This is a genomic window from Allomuricauda sp. ANG21 (assembly GCF_040705235.1).
GTDB lineage: Bacteria > Bacteroidota > Bacteroidia > Flavobacteriales > Flavobacteriaceae > Flagellimonas > Flagellimonas marina.
Genome location: NZ_JBFCVT010000002.1, coordinates 590,922 through 610,539, shown reverse-complemented (window position 1 = coordinate 610,539; position 19,618 = coordinate 590,922). Strand labels below are relative to the sequence as shown.

Genomic DNA, 19,618 nt, shown 5'->3' with positions numbered 1-19,618 from the left:
TTAAAAGGTGTTCAAAGCAGTTCTTCCAATAGCTTTTTGGTGGCCACAATACCTTCTTCCTCACTCAGTTCATTTCCTTCATATTCCACATCAATGAATCCCGTGTATCCAGAATCTTTAATGATCTTGATCATCCTGGCGAAGTCAATGGTGGTTTCTTTGCCATCTTCATCAAAATTATAGGATTTGGCACTGACCCCCTTAGCGTAAGGCATCAATTCCTTCATCCCTTTGTATCTGTCATATTCTTCCACACAATTGGATTCATAGTAATCCCCTGCCTTCCTTTTTATACAGAAATTGCCAAAATCCGGTAGGGTACCACAATTGTCCATACCTACTTTTTCAATTACTTCTGCTAACAATTGAGCGTTGGATGAAGGCCCGCCATGGTTTTCCACTATAATATTGATGTTCTTGTCCTTGGCATAGGTAGCCAATTGGGTCAGCCCATCTATTGAAGCTGGCACCCATGCTTCTGGGTCCTGGGTCCCGTTTAAATTAACTCGTATGGAATGACATCCCAAAGCTGCGGCAGCATCTACCCATTTGTGATGGTTTTCAGCTGCTGCTTTTCGTACTTCTTGATCCGTGGCAGCCAAATCTCCCTGTCCATCAATCATGATCAATAGGTTCTCCAGACCGTATTTTTCACTTTCGGCTTTACATTTTTCTACAAAAGTTGCCATGGCCGCTTCGGAAAAATTGGCTGTTTCCAATTCGGAATAATAGAGTTGACTTACATATTCAAGTCCCTCAAAACCCCATTCGTTTGCTTTTTCTGCAAATTTATAGGGGTCCATGCCCTCGTCCCTGATCATTCGGTGCAGTGACCATTGGGCCAATGAAAGTTTATAGGAGGGACTAGTCGCTTCAATCTCCATTTCTTCTGTTTGTTGATTTTCAGAGGTTTCCTTTTTTGGATTCTCCTTACAGGAATAAAATCCCGATACTAAAATTATCAAAACAGCTAAAAAGCCATTTTGAAACATACTCATTTTCTTCATAAATTAAGGCTATCAATTTTTCTTGGAGAATTCAAAAACTACAACGTTATAGTAGTGAATTCTCAATAAACATAGGGATTAAATGTAGAAAATTAATTTAATAATTAATACATTTAGCAAATAAACAATCCGAATAAATGAGTAAATTTTATTACAACGAGGAGCAGGAATCCTATGATGCCATAGTAGTAGGGACTGGCATTAGTGGCGGATGGGCTGCTAAGGAGCTATGTGAAAATGGCCTTAAGACCCTCGTCTTGGAACGTGGTCCCATGGTAAAACACAGAGAAGACTATCCTACAGCCAATTCAGACCCATGGGATTTTCCCCATAACGGTGAATTGCCAAGAGAAAAAGCTGCCAGACAGGAAAAACAGGCCAGAACTGGATATACCGTAAAAGCACCGCACAATTTTTGGTTTGTGGATGATATTGACCATCCGTATAACGAAACAAAACGATTTGATTGGATGCGTGGCTATCACGTAGGTGGCCGTTCCATTATGTGGGGACGTCACAGCTACCGTTGGAGTGACATCGACTTTGGTGCCAACAAAAATGATGGCATTGCAGTAGATTGGCCCGTTCGTTATAAAGATATTGCCCCTTGGTACGATAAAGTTGAAAGTTATATCGGTGTTTCTGGTGAAAATCTTGGATTGGAACAGCTTCCTGATGGAATTTTTGAGCCTATGATGGAGCTCAACTGTTTGGAAAGCCATGTACGTGAAAAAGTAGCCGAAAATTTTGATGGCCGTGTGATTACGGCAGGAAGGGTGGCCCACATCAATAGTGATAAACAATTTGATGGTGACGGACGTGTTCGTTGCCAATTTAGAAACCGTTGTATTAGAGGATGTCCTTTTGGCGCCTACTTTAGCAGTGTTTCCTCAACATTGCCCGCCGCCGAAAGAACAGGAAACATGACCTTGCGACCAGATTCCATCGTGCATGAGGTTATCTATGACCCAAATACCCAAAAAGCCACTGGTGTAAAGGTAATAGACCGGGAAACCAAGGAAGAGTTCGAATTCAAAGCGAAAGTTATTTTCCTTTGCGCTTCTTCCATTGCTTCCACTTCCATATTGATGCAATCCAAATCGGACCGATTCCCCAACGGATTGGGCAATGACTCCGATCAACTGGGAAGAAATATCATGGACCATCATTTGGGTGTAGGTGCCAACGGTAAGTTTGATGGATTTGAGGATAAATATTATAAAGGTAGAAAACCCAATGGAGTCTATGTTCCCAGATTTAGAAACTTGGGAGGAAATTCAAATACAGATAAGTTCATAAGAGGTTATGGTTATCAAGGTGGTGCCGGAAGAGGTAACTGGGAAGAAACCGTAGCAGAATTATCGTATGGTAAAGATTTAAAGGAGGCTATTCTTAAACCAGGTGGATGGACCTTTGGAATGGGTGGATTCGGCGAAGTATTGCCTTATGAGCACAATCGAATGACCCTGGACTATGATAAATTGGACCAATGGGGATTGCCTACCATCACCTTTGACGCGGAATTCGGGGACAACGAATGGAAAATGCGTGAGGATATGAAGGAACAGGCAGTAGAAATGCTTACCAAAGCAGGCCTTAGGGATGTACAACCATTCGACAATCCAGGAGCTTTGGGCCTTGGTATCCACGAAATGGGAACAGCCCGTATGGGACGAGACCCCAAGACTTCCGTACTAAATGGAAACAATCAGGTTCATGCCTGTAAAAATGTTTACGTAACCGATGGGGCTTTCATGACATCCGCAAGCTGTGTGAATCCTTCATTGACCTATATGGCATTTACGGCCAGAGCTGCCAATCATGCCGCTCAAGAACTTAAAAAAGGAAATATATAATGGAAAGAAGATCTGCACTTAAAAATATGGGGATGGCCTTCGGGTATGCCGTGGCCACTCCAACACTATTGGGATTACTTCAAAGCTGCAAGGATAAACCTGCCTATGCAGAATGGGTGCCTTCGTTTTTGAGCCAAGACCAAGGTTATGCACTGGCACAGACTTTAGATATTATTTTGCCAAAAACAGATACGCCTTCAGCCACTGAAATGAACGTACATGTTTTCTTTGATTCCTTCATGAACGAGGTTCTACCTGAGGACCAATTGGATTTTGTGAAGCTAAGAATGGGCAAATTTTTTGACAAGGTGTTATCGGACTCTGGTAAACAATCTTTAGCAGATGTTGAAGCTACCGACATAGAACCAGTTTTAAAGACATACCTGACCAAACGCACGCCAGAGCAAGAAGAAGCCCACACCGAGGCCATCAATAGCTATATGGAAGCTGTAATGAATGGCGGTGAGGGTGATATTGATGATGACGTAGCTAGTTTTTCATTTGCCAATGACCTAAGGGATTTGGCTATTTTTGCTTATAAAAACTCTGAATATGTTGGGGAAGAGGTATTGGCCTATGCTCCTATTCCTGGCGAATATATTGCATGTGAAGATGTAACTACATTGACTGGGGGCAAAGCCTGGTCGCTGTAGTTTTGTTCTCCTTTTAAAATAAAAACCTCCTTTTCGGGAGGTTTTTTTATTGTTCGCCGCTCATTTTTCAAACAAAAATACCTCGGATGGTTCTATAAGTGGGGTGAACGTTCTCCGAGGTATCTGATCAATAAACACTATCACACATACTGATAAAGCTCAGTACGGGCTATGATCCACACATCAAGCAATCATCATCTGCTTGACCTTCCTTGGCACGTGCGATCATTTCTTTCATTTCTTCTGGCGTCATAGGTTGTATGTCCACTTCCTGTTGATTCGCCTCTGTAGCCTCCACTTTCAATACCTCTGCGGAAGCAACAGATGACCCTTCGGCCTCAACCGCAACACTAACAGGCTCTTCCTTCTTATTGGTATTGTCCAAAGTAAATTTAATGGCATCCACCGCAGATTTGGTCCTTAAGTAGTACATTCCTGTTTTTAGACCACTCTTCCATGCATAGAAATGCATCGATGTCAATTTGGAATAGTTCGCATTTTCCATGAAGAGATTCAATGATTGACTTTGATCTATAAAGTAACCCCGTTGTCTACTCATATCTATAATGTCCTTCATACTGAGTTCCCAAACCGTCTTGTAGAGTTCTTTGATTTCCTGCGGAATCACATCAATATGTTGAATGGAACCATTGGCACGCATCAACTCTTGCTTGAGGTTTTCATTCCATAAGCCCAATCGAACCAAATCTTCCAAAAGATGTTTGTTCACCACAATGAATTCTCCGGACAATACCCTACGGGTATAGATGTTGGAGGTGTAGGGTTCAAAGCACTCATTGTTCCCCAAAATCTGTGATGTTGAGGCGGTTGGCATCGGCGCGACCAATAAGGAGTTTCTGACCCCGTTCTTTTTGACATCTTTTCTGAGCTTGCCCCAATCCCATCGCCCTGAAAGTTCTTCATCTTTGATGCCCCAAAGATTGTGTTGGAACTCTCCTTTTGATATGGGTGACCCCTCGTAGCTGGAATAGGTACCTTCTTCCTTGGCCATTTCCATGGAAGCAGAAACTGCAGCAAAGTACAAGGTCTCAAAGATTTCTTGGTTCAACTTTTTGGCTTCATCGCTGGTAAAAGGCATCCGCAATAAAATAAAAGTATCCGCCAACCCTTGAACACCCAAACCAATGGGTCTATGTCGCATATTTGAATTTCGGGCTTCTTCCACGGGATAAAAGTTACGGTCAATCACTTTATTCAAGTTTTTGGTGACCCGCTTGGTAACTCGAAATAATTCCTTGTGATCAAACTCGCCATTTTTTATGAACATGGGAAGCGCAATCGAGGCCAAATTACATACCGCAACCTCATCTGGAGAAGTATACTCCAAAATCTCGGTACACAGGTTGGAAGAACGAATGGTTCCCAAGTTCTTCTGGTTGCTCTTGCGGTTTGCGGCATCCTTATAGAGCATGTATGGGGTTCCCGTTTCTATTTGGGACTCTAATATTTTCTCCCAAAGATCACGGGCCTTTATAGTTTTACGCCCCTTGCCTTCGGCTTCATATTGAGTGTACAGTTTTTCAAACTCATCACTGTGGTTACTGAAAAGTCCTGGGCATTCATTGGGACACATCAAAGTCCATTCGCCATCGGTCTCAACACGTTTCATGAACAAATCTGGAATCCACATGGCATAGAACAAATCACGGGCACGCATTTCTTCTTTTCCATGGTTCTTTTTCAAATCCAAAAAGTCGAAAATATCGGCATGCCAAGGCTCCACATAAATGGCGAAGCTTCCTTTACGCTTTCCACCTCCTTGGTCCACATAGCGTGCTGTATCGTTGAAGACACGAAGCATGGGCACAATTCCGTTTGAAGTCCCATTAGTGCCTGCAATATAAGAGCCTGTTGCTCTAATGTTATGGATTGAAAGTCCAATCCCTCCAGCAGATTGTGAAATCTTTGCAGTTTGCTTCAAGGTGTCGTAGATTCCGTCTATGCTATCGTCCTTCATCGCCAAAAGGAAGCAGGAAGACATCTGTGGTTTTGGTGTTCCTGAATTGAACAATGTGGGCGTGGCGTGTGTAAAATACTTCTTGGACATCAACTCATAGGTTTCTATGGCCGATTCCAAATCATTTAAATGGATACCAACGGCCACCCGCATGAGCATGTGCTGGGGACGTTCGGCGATTTTGCCATTCAGTTTAAGCAAATAGGAGCGTTCCAAGGTCTTAAAACCGAAATAGTCGTAGCCAAAATCTCGGTTGTAAATAATGGTCGAGTCCAAGGTTTCAGCATTTTCAGAAACTACTTTATACACCTCATCGGATAACAAAGGGGCTTTTTTGCCTGTTCTTGGATTCACGTATTCGTAAAGATCCTTCATGGTCTCGGAGAAGGATTTCTTGGTGTTCTTGTGCAGATTGGAAACGGAGATGCGCGCGGCCAACTTGGCGTAATCGGGATGCGTAGTGGTCATGGTGGCGGCGATTTCCGCAGCCAAGTTATCCAACTCGGAAGTGGTAACGCCATCATACAACCCCTCAATTACGCGCATGGCCACCTTTACGGGGTCCACCAACGAATTGAGTCCATAACAAAGTTTTCTAACCCGAGCCGTGATCTTGTCAAACATGATCGGCTCCTTTCTTCCATCTCTTTTTACTACATACATGGCGCTACGAATATTAAGTGTTCTATATTTTTGTTTATGTTAAAAAATTAACATTTTTTGTTGGGTGCATGAAAACTTCCAGGGCTATTGGCAGTCAACAAGCAAAGGGGGTATTAAAAGTCTGCGTCGAAACTGATTTTTTGCGAATCAGAATCTTTTTCCTTGTTCAAAACGCCAGCCTTTTGGTATTCAGATACGCGTTTTTCAAAGAAATTGGTTTTCCCTTGGAGCGAAATCATATCCATAAAATCAAATGGATTGGTGGCATTGTATACCTTCTCGCACTGTAACTCAACCAATAGACGATCAGTTACAAACTCCAGGTATTGGGTCATTAGTTTGGCATTCATCCCTATCAAACTTACGGGGAGTGATTCCGTGATGAACTCTCTTTCAATATCGAGTGCATTCACAATGATTTCCTTGATGCGTTCCTTTGGAACTTTATTCACCAAATGATTGTTGTGTAGATGCACGGCATAGTCACAATGCATTCCCTCGTCACGTGAAATTAACTCATTGGAAAACGTGAGCCCGGGCATAAGTCCTCTTTTCTTCAACCAAAAGATGGAACAAAATGCACCAGAAAAGAAAATCCCTTCCACTGCCGCAAAAGCTATCAATCGTTCTGCAAAGCTGGGTGACTCAATCCATTTTAAGGCCCAATCGGCCTTCTTTTTAATGGCAGGAAAATTTTCAATGGCCTTGAATAACACATTTTTTTCCTTCTCCTCTTTAACATAGGTATCGATGAGCAACGAATAGGTTTCAGAGTGGATGTTCTCCATCATAATTTGGAAGCCGTAGAAAAATTTTGCCTCCGAGTATTGCACCTCATTCACAAAGTTTTCGGCCAAGTTTTCGTTCACAATCCCATCCGAAGCGGCAAAAAAGGCCAAAATATGTTTTATGAAATAACGCTCATCATCATTCAGCTTGGTGTTCCAATCAGAAAGGTCTTGATGAAGATCAATCTCCTCAGCAGTCCAAAAACAAGCCTCCTGCTTTTTGTACCAGTCCCATAAATCGTGATGCTTGATGGGAAAAATTACAAATCTATCTTTGTTTTCTTGTAATATGGGCTCTACTGCTTCTGACATAATCGCTTGTTAAATTTTACAATCTGGAAGGAGAATTCCTTGTGAATAGGGACTAACAAAGATTCAAAAATGTTGTTAGAATGTAAAGGGCGTTTGTGCGAAACGGAAGCAAAGTTTTTAACACTGACTGTTGAAATCTTGGTCAGCGGAATACCCTATTGGCCTCAGCAAAATATGGGGTTTAATAACTTTTTAGGAGCCGATTTTGGACAAACAAAAAAGACCAAAAAGTATATTACAACATACTGATTGGTCTTACTGCTTATGAATTGCGGTTAGTGCTTTATGATATGTATTACCAAACGTACGGCCTCTTCAGGTTATGCTGTTGGACGTATTTAATTCTAGGTAGTTCCCCCGAAACCTAAAACCAAATGATGAACCAAAGCTCCTCTGAAGATTTTTTCTTTGCAAGCGGTTTCTATAATCAAGAGAATTGGTTGCTTTGGCCGTACTATTTATTGGTAATATGTATATGATCGTTATCTGGGAGCTTGGTGGCTCTCTACCGCCACCCTATCCCATTTAGCATGTGTCTTCAGGTCTTTACTTTCAGACACAGCTGCAAAAATCAAGGCAACAATCAATAGTATAAATAGAATAAAACATTTTTTCATTTTAATACGCTATTATATAAGTACCCTAATTTTAACCAGGGCCAAGATAGAGAACATTAAACCTGCCTCCATGCTGGGATGTATAAACGGTTGGCTTTTATGTATAATTGGTTCCAAGAATTTAAGCCCGTGCACCTCATTTTCCCCCAATTATATTTCAAACTGCCAGAAAAAAGAACCATATTCACTTGATTTGACATTTTTTACCAGTTATACGCGTTAAATGCCCAACAACACATAATTTTAAAAAGCTTAAACAGAATATCCTAACTTTGGTTTACCTATATTGTATCTATGCTAGAAGCGGTTATTGTAGATGACGAAATCAAGGCACTGCAAAGCTTAAGTTGGGAGTTGACCAATTTGAGCGATGAAGTGGACATCATTGCGTCGTTCACCGATGCCCATGAAGCTTTGGGTTATCTGGAAAACCATACCCCGGACTGTCTCTTTTTGGATATAGAGATGCCGGCAATGGACGGGTTCCAGTTCATCAAAAACCTAAAGAACAAAGATTTCCCTGTGGTGATTACCACCGCTTATAACCAATATGCCCTTCAAGCCTTAAAAAATGAGGCCATTGATTATTTGCTCAAACCTATTGACACGGACGATCTTGAGTTGACCATCGCCAAAATAAAAAAGTTCAATGCCAAAAACCTGACCATAGAGCGTTTAGAGAAGATATTGCTAAATTTCAATGCAGAGTCACAAAGCAAAAAAATAACCATAAACACAGATGGCAAATTGGTGTTTTTGAATAGTGACGATATTCTCTATGCCGAATCTGATGGGAACTATAGCACTATTTTCTTGACCGATGGACAAAAAATATTGCTTACAAAAAAGTTGAAGGAAGTAAATACCCTCTTGCCAGACAATAGCTTTTTCAGGATTCACAATTCCTATATCATCAACCTGAATAAAATAAAGGAATTCCTTAAGACCGATGGATATGTCGTCTTGGAATCCAACCATAAAATCCCAGTCTCACGGCAGAAAAAGTCCGATTTTTTGGATATGCTGTAACTACTTAATGTACCTGTGCTTAAAATTGAGTTCAAACACATCAACAACCTAGGTCTTCTGCGAAAGGTAATTTTGCAGCTACTGTTTTCAGTGTTCGCAGTGCTCCTATCGCATGGCCAGGATATTCCAGAAGATTTTAAGGAAAAAGCGGAGCGATTGGTGGAATTGATGCCCAAGACCTTCCTCTCACTTGATACAGAACTCAAAAGTGAAAAACAGGACACCATCCTTTTACGCTATTTTGCCAATTTGGCACGCGAGAATGGTTATTTGGAGGGCGAAGCCTTTGCACTCGATCACATAGGCAGGGAATATAGGAACACTTCGCAGTTTAAAAAGGCTGCGGACCTTCATGAGAAAGCCCTAGAACTTGCTGAAAAAGCCAATAATACGGAGCTAAAGGTTTTAAGCTTGAACATGCTGGGAGTGGTCTATCGGCGTACCGACGCGATAAAAACGGCCTTGGACTATAACCAAAAAGCCTTGGAAATCGCAGAACAAGTTGAAAACCCCTCCCACCACATCAAAAGGAGCATCAACGTATCGCTGAACAGTATTGGAAATCTGTATCAAACCCTAGAGCAGTATGACTTGGCCATTATGCAGTTTAAAAGAGCACTTAAACTGGAGGAGGAACTTGGCAACAAACTGGGATTGGCCATCAACCACCAAAACATTGGGGATTGTTTGGAGCAAAAGGGCGATTTGGAAGGTGCCTTGGAAAACTATCGAAAATCCTTGGCCTACAATGAGGAAATAAATTCTGACTATGGACGTGTCATCTGCAAGAACAGTTTGGCCCAAGTCTACCTCAAACAAGATATGCCCTACGCCGCCTTGGTACTTTTGGAGCCCCTCCATGAGGAATCAAAGAGCATAGGTGATTTTTTTATCACCTCATCTGTCTTTATAAATACCGGTTGGGCCTATACCAAGTTGGAGGATTTTGATCGCGCTGAAAACTTTATCAAAGAAGGTCTTGAGATGGCGAAAAACCACAATATGCCCAGCAATATTGTGGTAGGTTACCAAAAGCTATCCGACCTGGAGCATGAACGCGGCAATTTTGAAGAAGCCTACACCTACTACAAAGAGGCCTCCGAGACTGAAAAGGAAATTTCAAGTGCCACCAACCTAAGGTACATGAACGATGTTATCGTTCGGTATGAGGCTGAGAAAAAGAACAACCAAATCTCCGTCTTGGCCAAAGAAAATGAAATTGTTCGGTTACGGTTAAAGAAAAACCAAACCACTTTATTGGTGAGTGCCTTGATTGTGGGGTTGGTGGCTTCCATCCTCTACATTTTATACCGACAATACCAAAACAAAAATGAAAAACGGGTTCTTTCCTTGGAACAGAACATGCTGCGTAGCCAAATGAACCCCCATTTTTTGTTCAACTCATTGAACTCCATTAAGCTCTATATCATCAACAATGAGCAGAAAAATGCAGTTCACTACCTGAACAAGTTTTCTAAACTGATTCGCAAAATCCTGGAAGCCTCATCGCAACGGGAAATTACCCTGGCCGAAGAATTAGAGACCATAGAACTTTATATGAACATTGAAAATATCAGGTTTTCCAATGAAATTGATTTTAAGATTACCGTTGATGAAGATCTTTGCCCATCCAACATAAAAATCCCTTCGTTGGCATTACAGCCCTTTCTTGAGAATTCCCTTTGGCACGGACTTTCGCCCAAAGAGGGCAAAAAGATGATTCATTTGAACGTAAAACGAAAAAGTCAAAACCACGTATCCATTGAAATCGAAGACAATGGTGTGGGCCGTGGAGCTGCCGAGGTCAATAAGGAAAACAGGGTGCTCAAACGAAAATCAGTAGGTATTAGGATTACCAAGGAACGTTTGGCCAACTTCTCAAAAGACTACCAGAACAAATTTGACGTGGACATTGTGGATTTGTTCAATTCAGATGGAAGTCCCAAGGGCACTAGGGTCATTTTGGACATTCCTACGGTTTAGCATGACCTATTGCAACCTCTTCCAATTCCTTGTACCACTTCTTTCCAAATTTTCGAATGAGGGCATCCTTCACAAACTTATAAATGGGGACTTTTAGTTCTATTCCCAGACTACATGCCGGGTCACAGATTTCCCATTTATGATAGTTTACCGCAGTAAATTCTGAATATGCTCTGGTACGCACCGGGTACAGGTGGCATGAAATGGGTTTTCTCCATTTGGTGACCCCATCTTCCCAGGCGGCCTCAATACCGCATTTGGCAATCCCATCATCAGAAAAAATCACATACGCGCATTCACTGTTGTTGACCAAAGGTGTTTCCCACTCGCCATCCTCACCTTTTACAAAAGTTCCTTGTTCTTCAATGGCCTTGATGCCTTCAGGTCTTAGATACGGTTTTACTTTTTCATAGGTGTTCATCAGAATATCGGTTTCTGAATCCTCTACTGGGGCACCATACTCCCCTCCCACACAACAAGCGCCTTTGCATGCATTGAGATTGCAAACAAAATCGTTTTCCAAAATCTCTTCGGATACTATAGTATTGCCTAACTGGAACATTGGTTTTTCTTCTTTGGGGACAAAGGTAATCCAAAACTAAAAATTTGACATTTTCCCAACATTTTATGTCATCCAAAAGTCGTTTTAAGACGTACATTTGCAGACCGAAAAAAGGAACGTCATGAATTTAAATTTTAAGGAAATCGCTACCGCCAGTATGATTCTATTTGCCGTGATCGATATCGTGGGAAGTATTCCTGTCATCATATCACTGAGAAGCAAAGTGGGCCATATTCAATCTGAAAAAGCATCCATTGTAGCGGCCAGTATTATGGTTGCCTTTCTTTTTGTAGGGGAACGCATCCTTTCCCTGATCGGAATTGATGTCAACTCATTTGCCGTTGCAGGTTCTTTTATCATCTTCTTTTTGGCCATAGAAATGATCTTGGGCATTACCCTTTACAAAGATGATATGCCCGAAAGTGCCTCCATTGTCCCCATTGCCTTTCCTCTTATTGCAGGAGCAGGAACCATGACCTCGCTTTTGGCATTACGTGCGGAATATCATGTGGAAAACATAATCATTGCCATTATCCTAAATATTATCTTTGTATACATAGTACTTAAATCCAGTGCCAAAATTGAACGGGTTTTGGGAAATATAGGCCTTAGTATCATTAGAAAGGTATTTGGAGTGATTCTCTTGGCCATCGCGGTAAAGCTATTTGCCGCCAACATTAACCAGCTTTTTCAGCACGGAGTTTAAAGCACCATTATGAGCAAGACATTCAGTATCATCCTTATTGTTTTAGCGTTGGGGCTAATCGCCTACAATGTAACCTTGGTAGATTTTGAAAATCCTTTTCAGGGCGATAGCACTATTGCCCTCATCGGAATTGTGGCTTCGTTGAGCGCTATTGTGCTTTTACTGATTTTTATGACTTCAAAAAAAATCCAGGATAAGCTGAAAAAGAATTAATTGTGCATTCCAATAATACCTTCTGAAGACCGCTCCAAGACAGCGGTATCGATATCCTTTACCTTTTTGAGCATGGAATCGTATTCTCCCTTGATCTGAGCAGATAGGTTGGGTGAGAATAATTGCTCGGCAATGTTTGCCTTGATAAAAGCCTTTATCTTGTCTTCTTGGGCATAGAAGTCGAGTTTTATTTTACGATTCAGCACAAACTGGATGAACTCGTCAAACAGAATGTCATCCACTCGGTATTCATCCAAAAACTGGTTGCGGGTATAGTCTAAATATCGGGTGCGGTCCTCTTCTAAATGTTCAAAAACAAATCTGGAGAAGAACTGATAGGTATCGTCCATACTTTCAATGGCCTCTTCCTCATTACTCCCAATGGGAACAAACACATCAGGAATGATGCCTCCACCACCGTACACTATTTTTCCTTTTGGGGTTCTGAATTTGAGGGAATCCGCTACCTTTATGCTGTCTGCTGAAGAAAGTTCCCCACTAATATAACGGTCCATGAACCTTTGGTAATAATCCCGGTTTCCATCTTTATAGGATTTTTGAATGGAACGGCCCGTTGGGGTATAATATCTGGAAACGGTCAATCGCACGGCTGAGCCATCCCCTAAATCCATTTCGCGTTGCACCAACCCTTTTCCAAAGGAACGTCTTCCCACAATGGTACCAATATCATTATCTTGAAGCGCCCCTGCTATGATCTCGCTGGCCGAAGCGGAGCGTTCGTTGATTAATACATAGACCGGTCTGTTCTCAAAATCCCCTTTACTGGTGGCATATGCTTTTTTGATACGCCCCTTCTTGTTCTTGGTAAATAGAATAAGCTTGTCATCTTCCAAGAACTCATCGGCCAATTTTTCGGCGATGCCTAGATAACCCCCAGGGTTGTCGCGCAAATCCAGAACCAATTTTTCGGCTCCTCTAAGTTTAAGCTTCCTAAGGGCGTCCTTAAATTCATCAAAAGTGGATTCCGCAAAACGATTTATTTTAATGTAGCCCATGTCTTTGGTAAGCATATAATAGGCGTCCACACTTTTGATTGGCACATGATCCCGAATGACGGTGATGTCCAAAATCTTGTTTTCCGACTTTCGGAACACTTTTAAATCGACCTTTGTACCAACCTTGCCCTTTAATTTGGAAACCAAATCCTCGTTAGGGATTCTTCGACCAAAAAGGGTGTCGTTGTTTGCAGAGAGTATGCGATCTCCAGGTTTAATGCCACTGATGTAGCTCGGGCCATTTTTTATGGTTCTTATAACCGTTATAGTATCTCTGTATTTGTAGAAGCTAACTCCAATCCCCACAAAATCACCTTTCATGCTTTCGGAAACCTCCTTCATTTCGCTTTTTGGAATATAGACGGAATGAGGGTCCAATTTGCCCAAAATATTGTTCACGGTAACATCTACAATGCTATCCGTATCAATATCGTCCACATATTCATAGTCGATATAATCGATAAGTCGGTTGAGCTTGTCTTTTTTGGAATTGGTGGAGAACAGCTTTTCTGGGCTGTCATTAAAGTGAAGTTTTCCTCCTATAAAAATCCCAATCGCCACCGCAAGAGCCAGCAATGTGGGCCAAATATATCCTTTAATTTTCTTCATAATAGCAATGGTTTTTTTAGACCATTTCTTCCAAAACCGGCAAATGAACGGTCTCTACGCCTGCACGCTCCAGAAATTTCAATCCAGAATCATCCTTATAGGCAGTTTGGTATACCACACGTTTTATGCCAGCTTGGTGTACCAGCTTGCTACATTCCCTACAAGGAGATAGGGTAATGTACAACGTGGCTCCTTCACAAGACTGTGTCGAGGATGCCACCTTTAAAATGGCATTGGCCTCGGCATGGAGTACATACCATTTGGTGTATCCTTCATCATCTTCACAAAAATTCTCAAATCCTGTGGGTGTACCGTTGTAACCATCGGATATGATCATTCTATCTTTTACAATGATAGCACCCACCTGTCTTCTTTTGCAATAGGAGAGTTTGCCCCATTCTTGGGCCATTCGCAGATACGCTTTATCGTATTTTTCTTGTTTACTCTCCTTCATATAGCATTGAATCAGCCGATAATGAAATAAATATACCTGCTTTGAAAGACCCTTACAACCTTATTCGATTAAATTTAACGAAGCTCCTAATTTGGAAACGTTGCAATGAGCAAGGGTATTGTAATGGCAATGATTAAAATGGATGCACCTGCAATGAAAATTGGCCTTTTCACCTTTAATAAATCCAAAACCACAAAAGCAAGGGCCAAAATCACCAAGATTATGGTTACTTGTGAAAGCTCTATCCCTGTAGCAAAACCCAACAACGGTGTAACCTTGTCCTCCTCCTCGGCCATCAACATTTTAAAGTAGTTTGAAAAACCAAAACCATGGATCAATCCAAAAAATGCCGTGGCCAAAATGTGCAAGTACAATCCCACTTGCATGGCTTCCCGAAACACATAAGCAAAATTGAAAAGTGCGGTCAATAAAATGGTGACTGGAATCAAGAACTCGATAAGCGCCACGTCAACCGTAAAAAGCTCATATACGGACAAGGCCAGAGAGGTGCAGTGCGCTATAGTAAATATTGTGGCAAGGATAACAACTCGCTTCCAATTTCTAAAGGTAAAAGGAACCGCCAATGCCGACAAAAACAAAATGTGGTCATATGCCCCAAAATCTAGCACATGATCCAAGCCCAATTTGATGTAAAACAGAAATTCTTGCATCCTATTTATGGTTTATGGTTTAGAGTTTATGTAAAATGTCAGCTTCCCAACCTCTCATTTCTAAAAAAAGATTTCTCGTCGCTCGGCACTCGCTCTGTCGAAATGACATTCTTTATTATTTAGGATTTGCTTAAAGTGCACAACCCACTAACTCCTAACTCCTAACTCCTAACTCCTAACTCCTAACTCCTAACGAAACTATGAAATTCCCCGTTCTTTTTGTATGGTCTCATACGCCTTCTGCACTTCCTTGAATTTCTCTTCGGCCCCTTTTTTAATCGCTTCATTTTCGGTCACTACACGGTCGGGGTGATACTTTTTCGCCATATTTCTATAGGCTTTTTTCACTTCTTCATCCGTAGCATTCTTATCGATTTCCAAAATTTTATAGGATGTATCCGCAGACTTTATGAACATCGCCATGATGCTGTCGAAATCATACCGACCCACCCGAAGGTACCCTGCAATTTCCTGCAGCTTGCCTAGTTCGGACTTGCTCACTTGCCCATCCGCTTGGGCTATCCCGAACAAAAAGTGCAATAATTGTAAACGAACCTCATAACGGGTACGTTGTACCATATATTCACAAATGCGTTGGGTAGAGATTTCTCTTTTTTTGATGACATCGTTAAAGGTCCTAAAAATGGCATTAGCCTTTTCCTTGCCATAGGTGCTCAGAAAGTACTGTCGCACATAATCCAGTTCACGTTGGTTGACCTGCCCGTCCGCTTTAATGATGATGGAGCAGAGCGAAAGCAAATTCAACTCAAAATCGGCCGGGGAAACCCGTTGACGGGTGTAATCTTGAAAAACGGTCTTAGGACCACCACCGAAGCCCCCAAGGTTGTCCAAAAAACTCCCCACAATAAATCCCAAAATGGCTCCCGGAAATCGAAATAAAAAATAGCCGAGAAAGGCGGCCACCCATTTAATCATCCTTCAAAAAATTTAAAGCCCAAATATAGGGCTTTGCTGAGGAAACTAAACCATACGCAATGTTAAGGGTCATGGTAAAAACGTAACAATACTGTATCTTTGTAATCGAATTAAAAAGAAGCCTATGTATCCTGAAGAATTGGTAAAACCTATGCGAGCAGACTTGGCCACCGCCGGGTTTGAAGAACTATATACAAGTGAGGCCGTTGAAAACGCCCTAAAACAAGATGGGACCACACTAGTTGTGGTGAACTCCGTTTGTGGATGTGCTGCTGCCAACGCCAGACCAGCGGCAAAGCTGAGTTTGCAAAACAGCAAAAAACCAGACCACTTGGTCACTGTGTTTGCCGGAGTGGACACTGAAGCAGTGAACACGGCTAGGAATCACATGGTGCCCTTCCCTCCATCATCGCCCAGTATGGCCCTGTTTAAAGATGGGGAACTGGTGCACATGATCGAAAGACACCACATAGAAGGAAGACCTGCGGAACTTATCGCGGAAAATTTAATAGAAGCGTACGACGAGTTCTGTTGATTCTTTCTCTGATCTAAAAGATTAAGCCACCCTAAAGGGTGGTTTTTTGTTTTTCAGCATAAAAACTGTCGCCGATGCTTTATTTTAGTCACATATTTCGTCAACCTAAATCAACAATACAGTGGGCATGCAAAAATTGCTTTCATATCCTTTGACCGTACTTTTTTTCATCTGCTTTGGACTGGCGCTGGTTATTTTCCATCCCATTCAATGGATTTGTTTGAAGGTTTTTGGTTACGATGCGCACAAACGCAGTGTCTCCATCCTCAACTGGTTTATTATGCGATGTACCAATGTACTCGGAACCCGGTACACATTTGTAAATCACCAAACCATTCCCACTGATAGACCGCTTTTGATAGTCACCAACCATCAGAGCATGTACGATATTCCTCCCCTAATTTGGTACATGCGGAAATACCATCCAAAGTTTGTTAGCAAGATTGAATTGGGCAAAGGCATTCCCAGTGTGTCCTACAATTTAAGAAACAGTGGTTCTGCATTGATAGACAGAAAAGACCCCAAACAGTCGATAGCTGAACTCCAAAAATTGGGCAAGTATATTGAGACGAACAAGCGTAGCGCCGTTATTTTTCCAGAGGGTACCCGCAGCCGAAATGGAGTACCAAAACCTTTTCGTACCACTGGCCTAAAAGTGTTGATGAAAAATGCGCCTTCAGCACTTATTGTCCCCATCAGTATAAACAACTCTTGGAAGTTGTTGCGCTATGGTAAATTCCCAATGGGGCTGGGCAGCCATCTTATGTTTATAGTTCATCCTCCCGTAGAGATTGAAGGTGATACAGAAGCCTTGATTGCTCAAGTTGAAAAGCAAATCGTTTCCGAAATCTCAAACTGAATCATGAACCACGAACCATTGATACAAAATACCATCAATTTTGTGAAAGAGACCCTTCATAACGCCGAAGGTGGTCATGATTGGTTCCATGTTGAACGGGTGTTCCATACCACAAAGTTAATTTCCCAACATGAAGAAGTAGATGCACTGGTAGTGCAACTGGCCGCTCTTTTACATGATATTGCCGACCCTAAATTTTATGATGGGGATGAAAGTATTGGATCTAACATGGCCCGTGATTTCCTAACATCGCAAAGCGTGGACGATAACAGTATTGACCATGTGGTGAAAATCATCCAACACATGTCCTTTAAAAATAGTTTGGATAAAGGTTCGGTGACTTTTTCATCAAAAGAACTGGAAACGGTTCAAGACGCTGATCGTTTGGATGCCATGGGAGCCATCGGTATCGCCCGTGCATTTAATTACGGTGGATTCAAAAATAGAGCGCTGTACGACCCAGATGTTCCTCCAAACCTCAACATGACCAAAGAGGAATATAAAAAGTCAAACGCACCTACCATCAATCACTTTTACGAAAAATTGCTTTTACTCAAAGAGAAAATGAACACTGAAACCGGAAAAAGACTGGCCCAAGAAAGACATCAATTTATGTTGGATTACCTTGAACAGTTTTATAAAGAATGGAAGGGTGAATAAACTTTGACCTCTAGCGGTTTTTTGTATCTTGGAGAACTATTCAAACTAAACAAGATGCAAAGAAGAAAATTCATTAAAAATGCAGCAGCGGCCTCCGCTGCTTTTTCTATTGTTCCCGCTCATGTTTTGGGAAAAACCCATGTTCCACCGAGTGACACTTTATATGTTGGTGCTTTTGGTGTTGGCGGAAGGGGAAATGGTGTTGTTCAAGGTCTCAACAATACCGGAAAAGTAAAATTTGTGGCTCTTTGTGATGTGGACGATCGCCGAGCCCAACCCACCTATGAGCTTTTTCCCGATGTAAAACGATACAAGGATTTTAGGAAAGTCTTCGATGCACATCTCAACGACATCGATGCCATAATGGTAGCCACCCCCGATCATACCCACGCTACCATAGCATTGCCCTTTATGCGCGAGAAAAAACATGCCTATGTGGAAAAACCTTTGACCCACAACATTTATGAGGCACGATTAATGACCAAGGTGGCAGAAGAAAACGGAATTGTTACCCAAATGGGAAACCAAGGTGCTTCTAGCGATGGCAGTCGCATTGCTCGGGAATGGGTAGAATCTGGAATTATCGGAAAAATTCACACAATCGATTGCTGGACCAACAGACCTGTTTGGCCACAAGGGGTTCCTGTTCCTTCAGAAAAGCAAAGAGTGCCCAAAGAATTGGATTGGGATACATGGTTAGGCCCTGCCACAATGCGAGATTATAACCCAGCCTATTTGCCTTTCAAATGGCGTGGTTGGTGGGATTTTGGCACGGGCGCCCTGGGCGATATGGGATGCCATATTATGGAAACCCCTTTTAGCGTCCTTGATTTGGGGTATCCCACAGAGGCGGAAGCCAGTTGCACAACCGTCTGGGTGGGTGATTTTGTTGAAGCGGATTATAGCCCTTCTTGTCCACCATCGTCCAAAATACATCTCAAATTTGAGCATGAAGAACATGGCGACATTGCCCTCAATTGGTACGATGGAGGAATAAAACCCAATCTTCCGGATGAGCTCAAAGACGGGGAAACCATCGGGGATAGCGGTGGTGGAACCATTATGTACGGAGATAAAGGCACCCTTATTTGCGATACCTATTCCGAAAATGCACGTTTGCTTCCATCAGACATGATGGATTTATATAAAACACCCGCACCCAAATACCCAAGGGTACCTGGAAGCGTAGGTGGACATATTGCCAATTTTGTGGACGGCTGCTTGAATGGAACCCCAACATCCTCTAATTTTGAGAAAGCCGGTAGACTAACAGAAACCGTGCTCATGGGGAATCTTGCCATTAAAGCATACCAATACAAAGTATTGAAGGAAGGCAAGGCAATCGGGGATTGGGATCCTTATGACTATCCGGGGAGACGTAAATTGTTCTGGGATGGTGAGAACATGAAAATCACCAATTACGAAAAAGCCAACGAATGGGTTACCCGGGAATATCGCGAAGGCTGGGAATTGACATAAAATCATTTTTTATATTAGTGGCTGGCGTTTAG

The 19,618-nt window shown here is 42.0% G+C and carries 18 protein-coding genes; 10 read left to right on the top strand and 8 right to left on the bottom strand.

Annotation, left to right across the window (positions count from 1 at the left end; translation table 11 throughout):
- Positions 1-11 precede the first annotated feature (11 nt).
- Positions 12-998, bottom strand: a complete 987-nt coding sequence (locus tag AB1A65_RS05090; RefSeq protein WP_366586283.1) for a sugar phosphate isomerase/epimerase family protein — start codon at positions 996-998, stop codon at positions 12-14.
- A gap of 146 nt (positions 999-1,144) precedes the next feature.
- Between AB1A65_RS05090 and AB1A65_RS05085 the strand changes: the two genes are divergently transcribed.
- The gene (locus tag AB1A65_RS05085; RefSeq protein WP_366586281.1) at positions 1,145-2,863 is read left to right on the top strand and encodes a GMC family oxidoreductase; all 1,719 of its coding nucleotides are present in this window, start codon (positions 1,145-1,147) and stop codon (positions 2,861-2,863) included.
- A complete protein-coding gene (locus tag AB1A65_RS05080; protein WP_366586279.1) occupies positions 2,863-3,516 on the top strand; it encodes a gluconate 2-dehydrogenase subunit 3 family protein in 654 nt (217 codons plus the stop codon). The genes AB1A65_RS05085 and AB1A65_RS05080 overlap by 1 nt, the downstream gene beginning before the upstream one ends.
- A gap of 169 nt (positions 3,517-3,685) precedes the next feature.
- Here AB1A65_RS05080 and AB1A65_RS05075 read toward each other — a convergent pair whose 3' ends face one another.
- Together AB1A65_RS05075 and AB1A65_RS05070 are read right to left on the bottom strand one after the other, a co-directional pair.
- On the bottom strand, positions 3,686-6,157 hold the full coding sequence (locus AB1A65_RS05075; protein ID WP_366586276.1) for a ribonucleoside-diphosphate reductase subunit alpha: 2,472 nt from the start codon (positions 6,155-6,157) through the stop codon (positions 3,686-3,688).
- 113 nt (positions 6,158-6,270) lie between these two features.
- A complete protein-coding gene (locus AB1A65_RS05070) occupies positions 6,271-7,257 on the bottom strand; it encodes a ribonucleotide-diphosphate reductase subunit beta (protein WP_366586274.1) in 987 nt (328 codons plus the stop codon).
- A gap of 911 nt (positions 7,258-8,168) precedes the next feature.
- Between AB1A65_RS05070 and AB1A65_RS05065 the strand changes: the two genes are divergently transcribed.
- Together AB1A65_RS05065 and AB1A65_RS05060 are read left to right on the top strand one after the other, a co-directional pair.
- Complete coding sequence (locus tag AB1A65_RS05065; RefSeq protein WP_366586272.1) at positions 8,169-8,903, top strand: LytTR family DNA-binding domain-containing protein; 735 nt, start codon at positions 8,169-8,171, stop codon at positions 8,901-8,903.
- Positions 8,904-8,975: 72 nt separating this feature from the next.
- Positions 8,976-10,886: a tetratricopeptide repeat protein gene (locus AB1A65_RS05060; RefSeq protein WP_366586270.1), complete on the top strand. Its 1,911-nt coding sequence runs from the start codon at positions 8,976-8,978 to the stop codon at positions 10,884-10,886.
- On the opposite strand, the gene AB1A65_RS05055 is transcribed toward AB1A65_RS05060, so the two are convergent.
- The gene (locus AB1A65_RS05055; RefSeq protein WP_366586268.1) at positions 10,876-11,448 is read right to left on the bottom strand and encodes a DUF3109 family protein; all 573 of its coding nucleotides are present in this window, start codon (positions 11,446-11,448) and stop codon (positions 10,876-10,878) included. The two genes, AB1A65_RS05060 and AB1A65_RS05055, sit on opposite strands and share 11 nt — an antisense overlap.
- 121 nt (positions 11,449-11,569) lie before the next feature.
- Here AB1A65_RS05055 and AB1A65_RS05050 point away from each other — a divergent pair, with 121 nt between their 5' ends.
- Both AB1A65_RS05050 and AB1A65_RS05045 read left to right on the top strand, forming a co-directional pair.
- On the top strand, positions 11,570-12,154 hold the full coding sequence (locus AB1A65_RS05050; protein WP_366586266.1) for a MarC family protein: 585 nt from the start codon (positions 11,570-11,572) through the stop codon (positions 12,152-12,154).
- Between the two features lie 9 nt (positions 12,155-12,163).
- Positions 12,164-12,367 carry a hypothetical protein gene (locus AB1A65_RS05045; protein WP_366586264.1) on the top strand — a complete coding sequence of 68 codons (204 nt, stop codon included), beginning with the start codon at positions 12,164-12,166 and terminating at the stop codon, positions 12,365-12,367.
- Here the strand turns inward: AB1A65_RS05045 and AB1A65_RS05040 are convergent.
- The 4 genes from AB1A65_RS05040 to AB1A65_RS05025 form a co-directional block, all read right to left on the bottom strand.
- The gene (locus AB1A65_RS05040) at positions 12,364-13,992 is read right to left on the bottom strand and encodes a S41 family peptidase (protein WP_366586261.1); all 1,629 of its coding nucleotides are present in this window, start codon (positions 13,990-13,992) and stop codon (positions 12,364-12,366) included. The genes AB1A65_RS05045 and AB1A65_RS05040 overlap by 4 nt on opposite strands.
- Before the next feature lie 16 nt (positions 13,993-14,008).
- Positions 14,009-14,446, bottom strand: a complete 438-nt coding sequence (locus AB1A65_RS05035) for a dCMP deaminase family protein (protein ID WP_366586259.1) — start codon at positions 14,444-14,446, stop codon at positions 14,009-14,011.
- Between the two features lie 86 nt (positions 14,447-14,532).
- Positions 14,533-15,117, bottom strand: coding sequence for a HupE/UreJ family protein (locus AB1A65_RS05030; protein ID WP_366586256.1), 585 nt, complete (start codon positions 15,115-15,117; stop codon positions 14,533-14,535).
- Between the two features lie 198 nt (positions 15,118-15,315).
- Positions 15,316-16,053, bottom strand: coding sequence for a TerB family tellurite resistance protein (locus AB1A65_RS05025; RefSeq protein WP_366586253.1), 738 nt, complete (start codon positions 16,051-16,053; stop codon positions 15,316-15,318).
- Positions 16,054-16,177: 124 nt separating this feature from the next.
- On the opposite strand from AB1A65_RS05025, the gene AB1A65_RS05020 reads away from it, so the two are divergent.
- The 4 genes from AB1A65_RS05020 to AB1A65_RS05005 all read left to right on the top strand — a co-directional run bounded on the left by AB1A65_RS05020 (position 16,178) and on the right by AB1A65_RS05005 (position 19,586).
- Positions 16,178-16,588 carry a BrxA/BrxB family bacilliredoxin gene (locus tag AB1A65_RS05020; protein WP_366586251.1) on the top strand — a complete coding sequence of 137 codons (411 nt, stop codon included), beginning with the start codon at positions 16,178-16,180 and terminating at the stop codon, positions 16,586-16,588.
- 127 nt (positions 16,589-16,715) lie between these two features.
- Positions 16,716-17,447 (top strand): lysophospholipid acyltransferase family protein, encoded by a 732-nt coding sequence (locus tag AB1A65_RS05015; RefSeq protein ID WP_366586249.1) that lies wholly within the window; start codon positions 16,716-16,718, stop codon positions 17,445-17,447.
- Positions 17,448-17,450: 3 nt separating this feature from the next.
- Complete coding sequence (locus tag AB1A65_RS05010; protein WP_366586247.1) at positions 17,451-18,107, top strand: HD domain-containing protein; 657 nt, start codon at positions 17,451-17,453, stop codon at positions 18,105-18,107.
- Between the two features lie 54 nt (positions 18,108-18,161).
- On the top strand, positions 18,162-19,586 hold the full coding sequence (locus AB1A65_RS05005) for a Gfo/Idh/MocA family oxidoreductase (RefSeq protein ID WP_366586245.1): 1,425 nt from the start codon (positions 18,162-18,164) through the stop codon (positions 19,584-19,586).
- Positions 19,587-19,618: the final 32 nt, after the last annotated feature.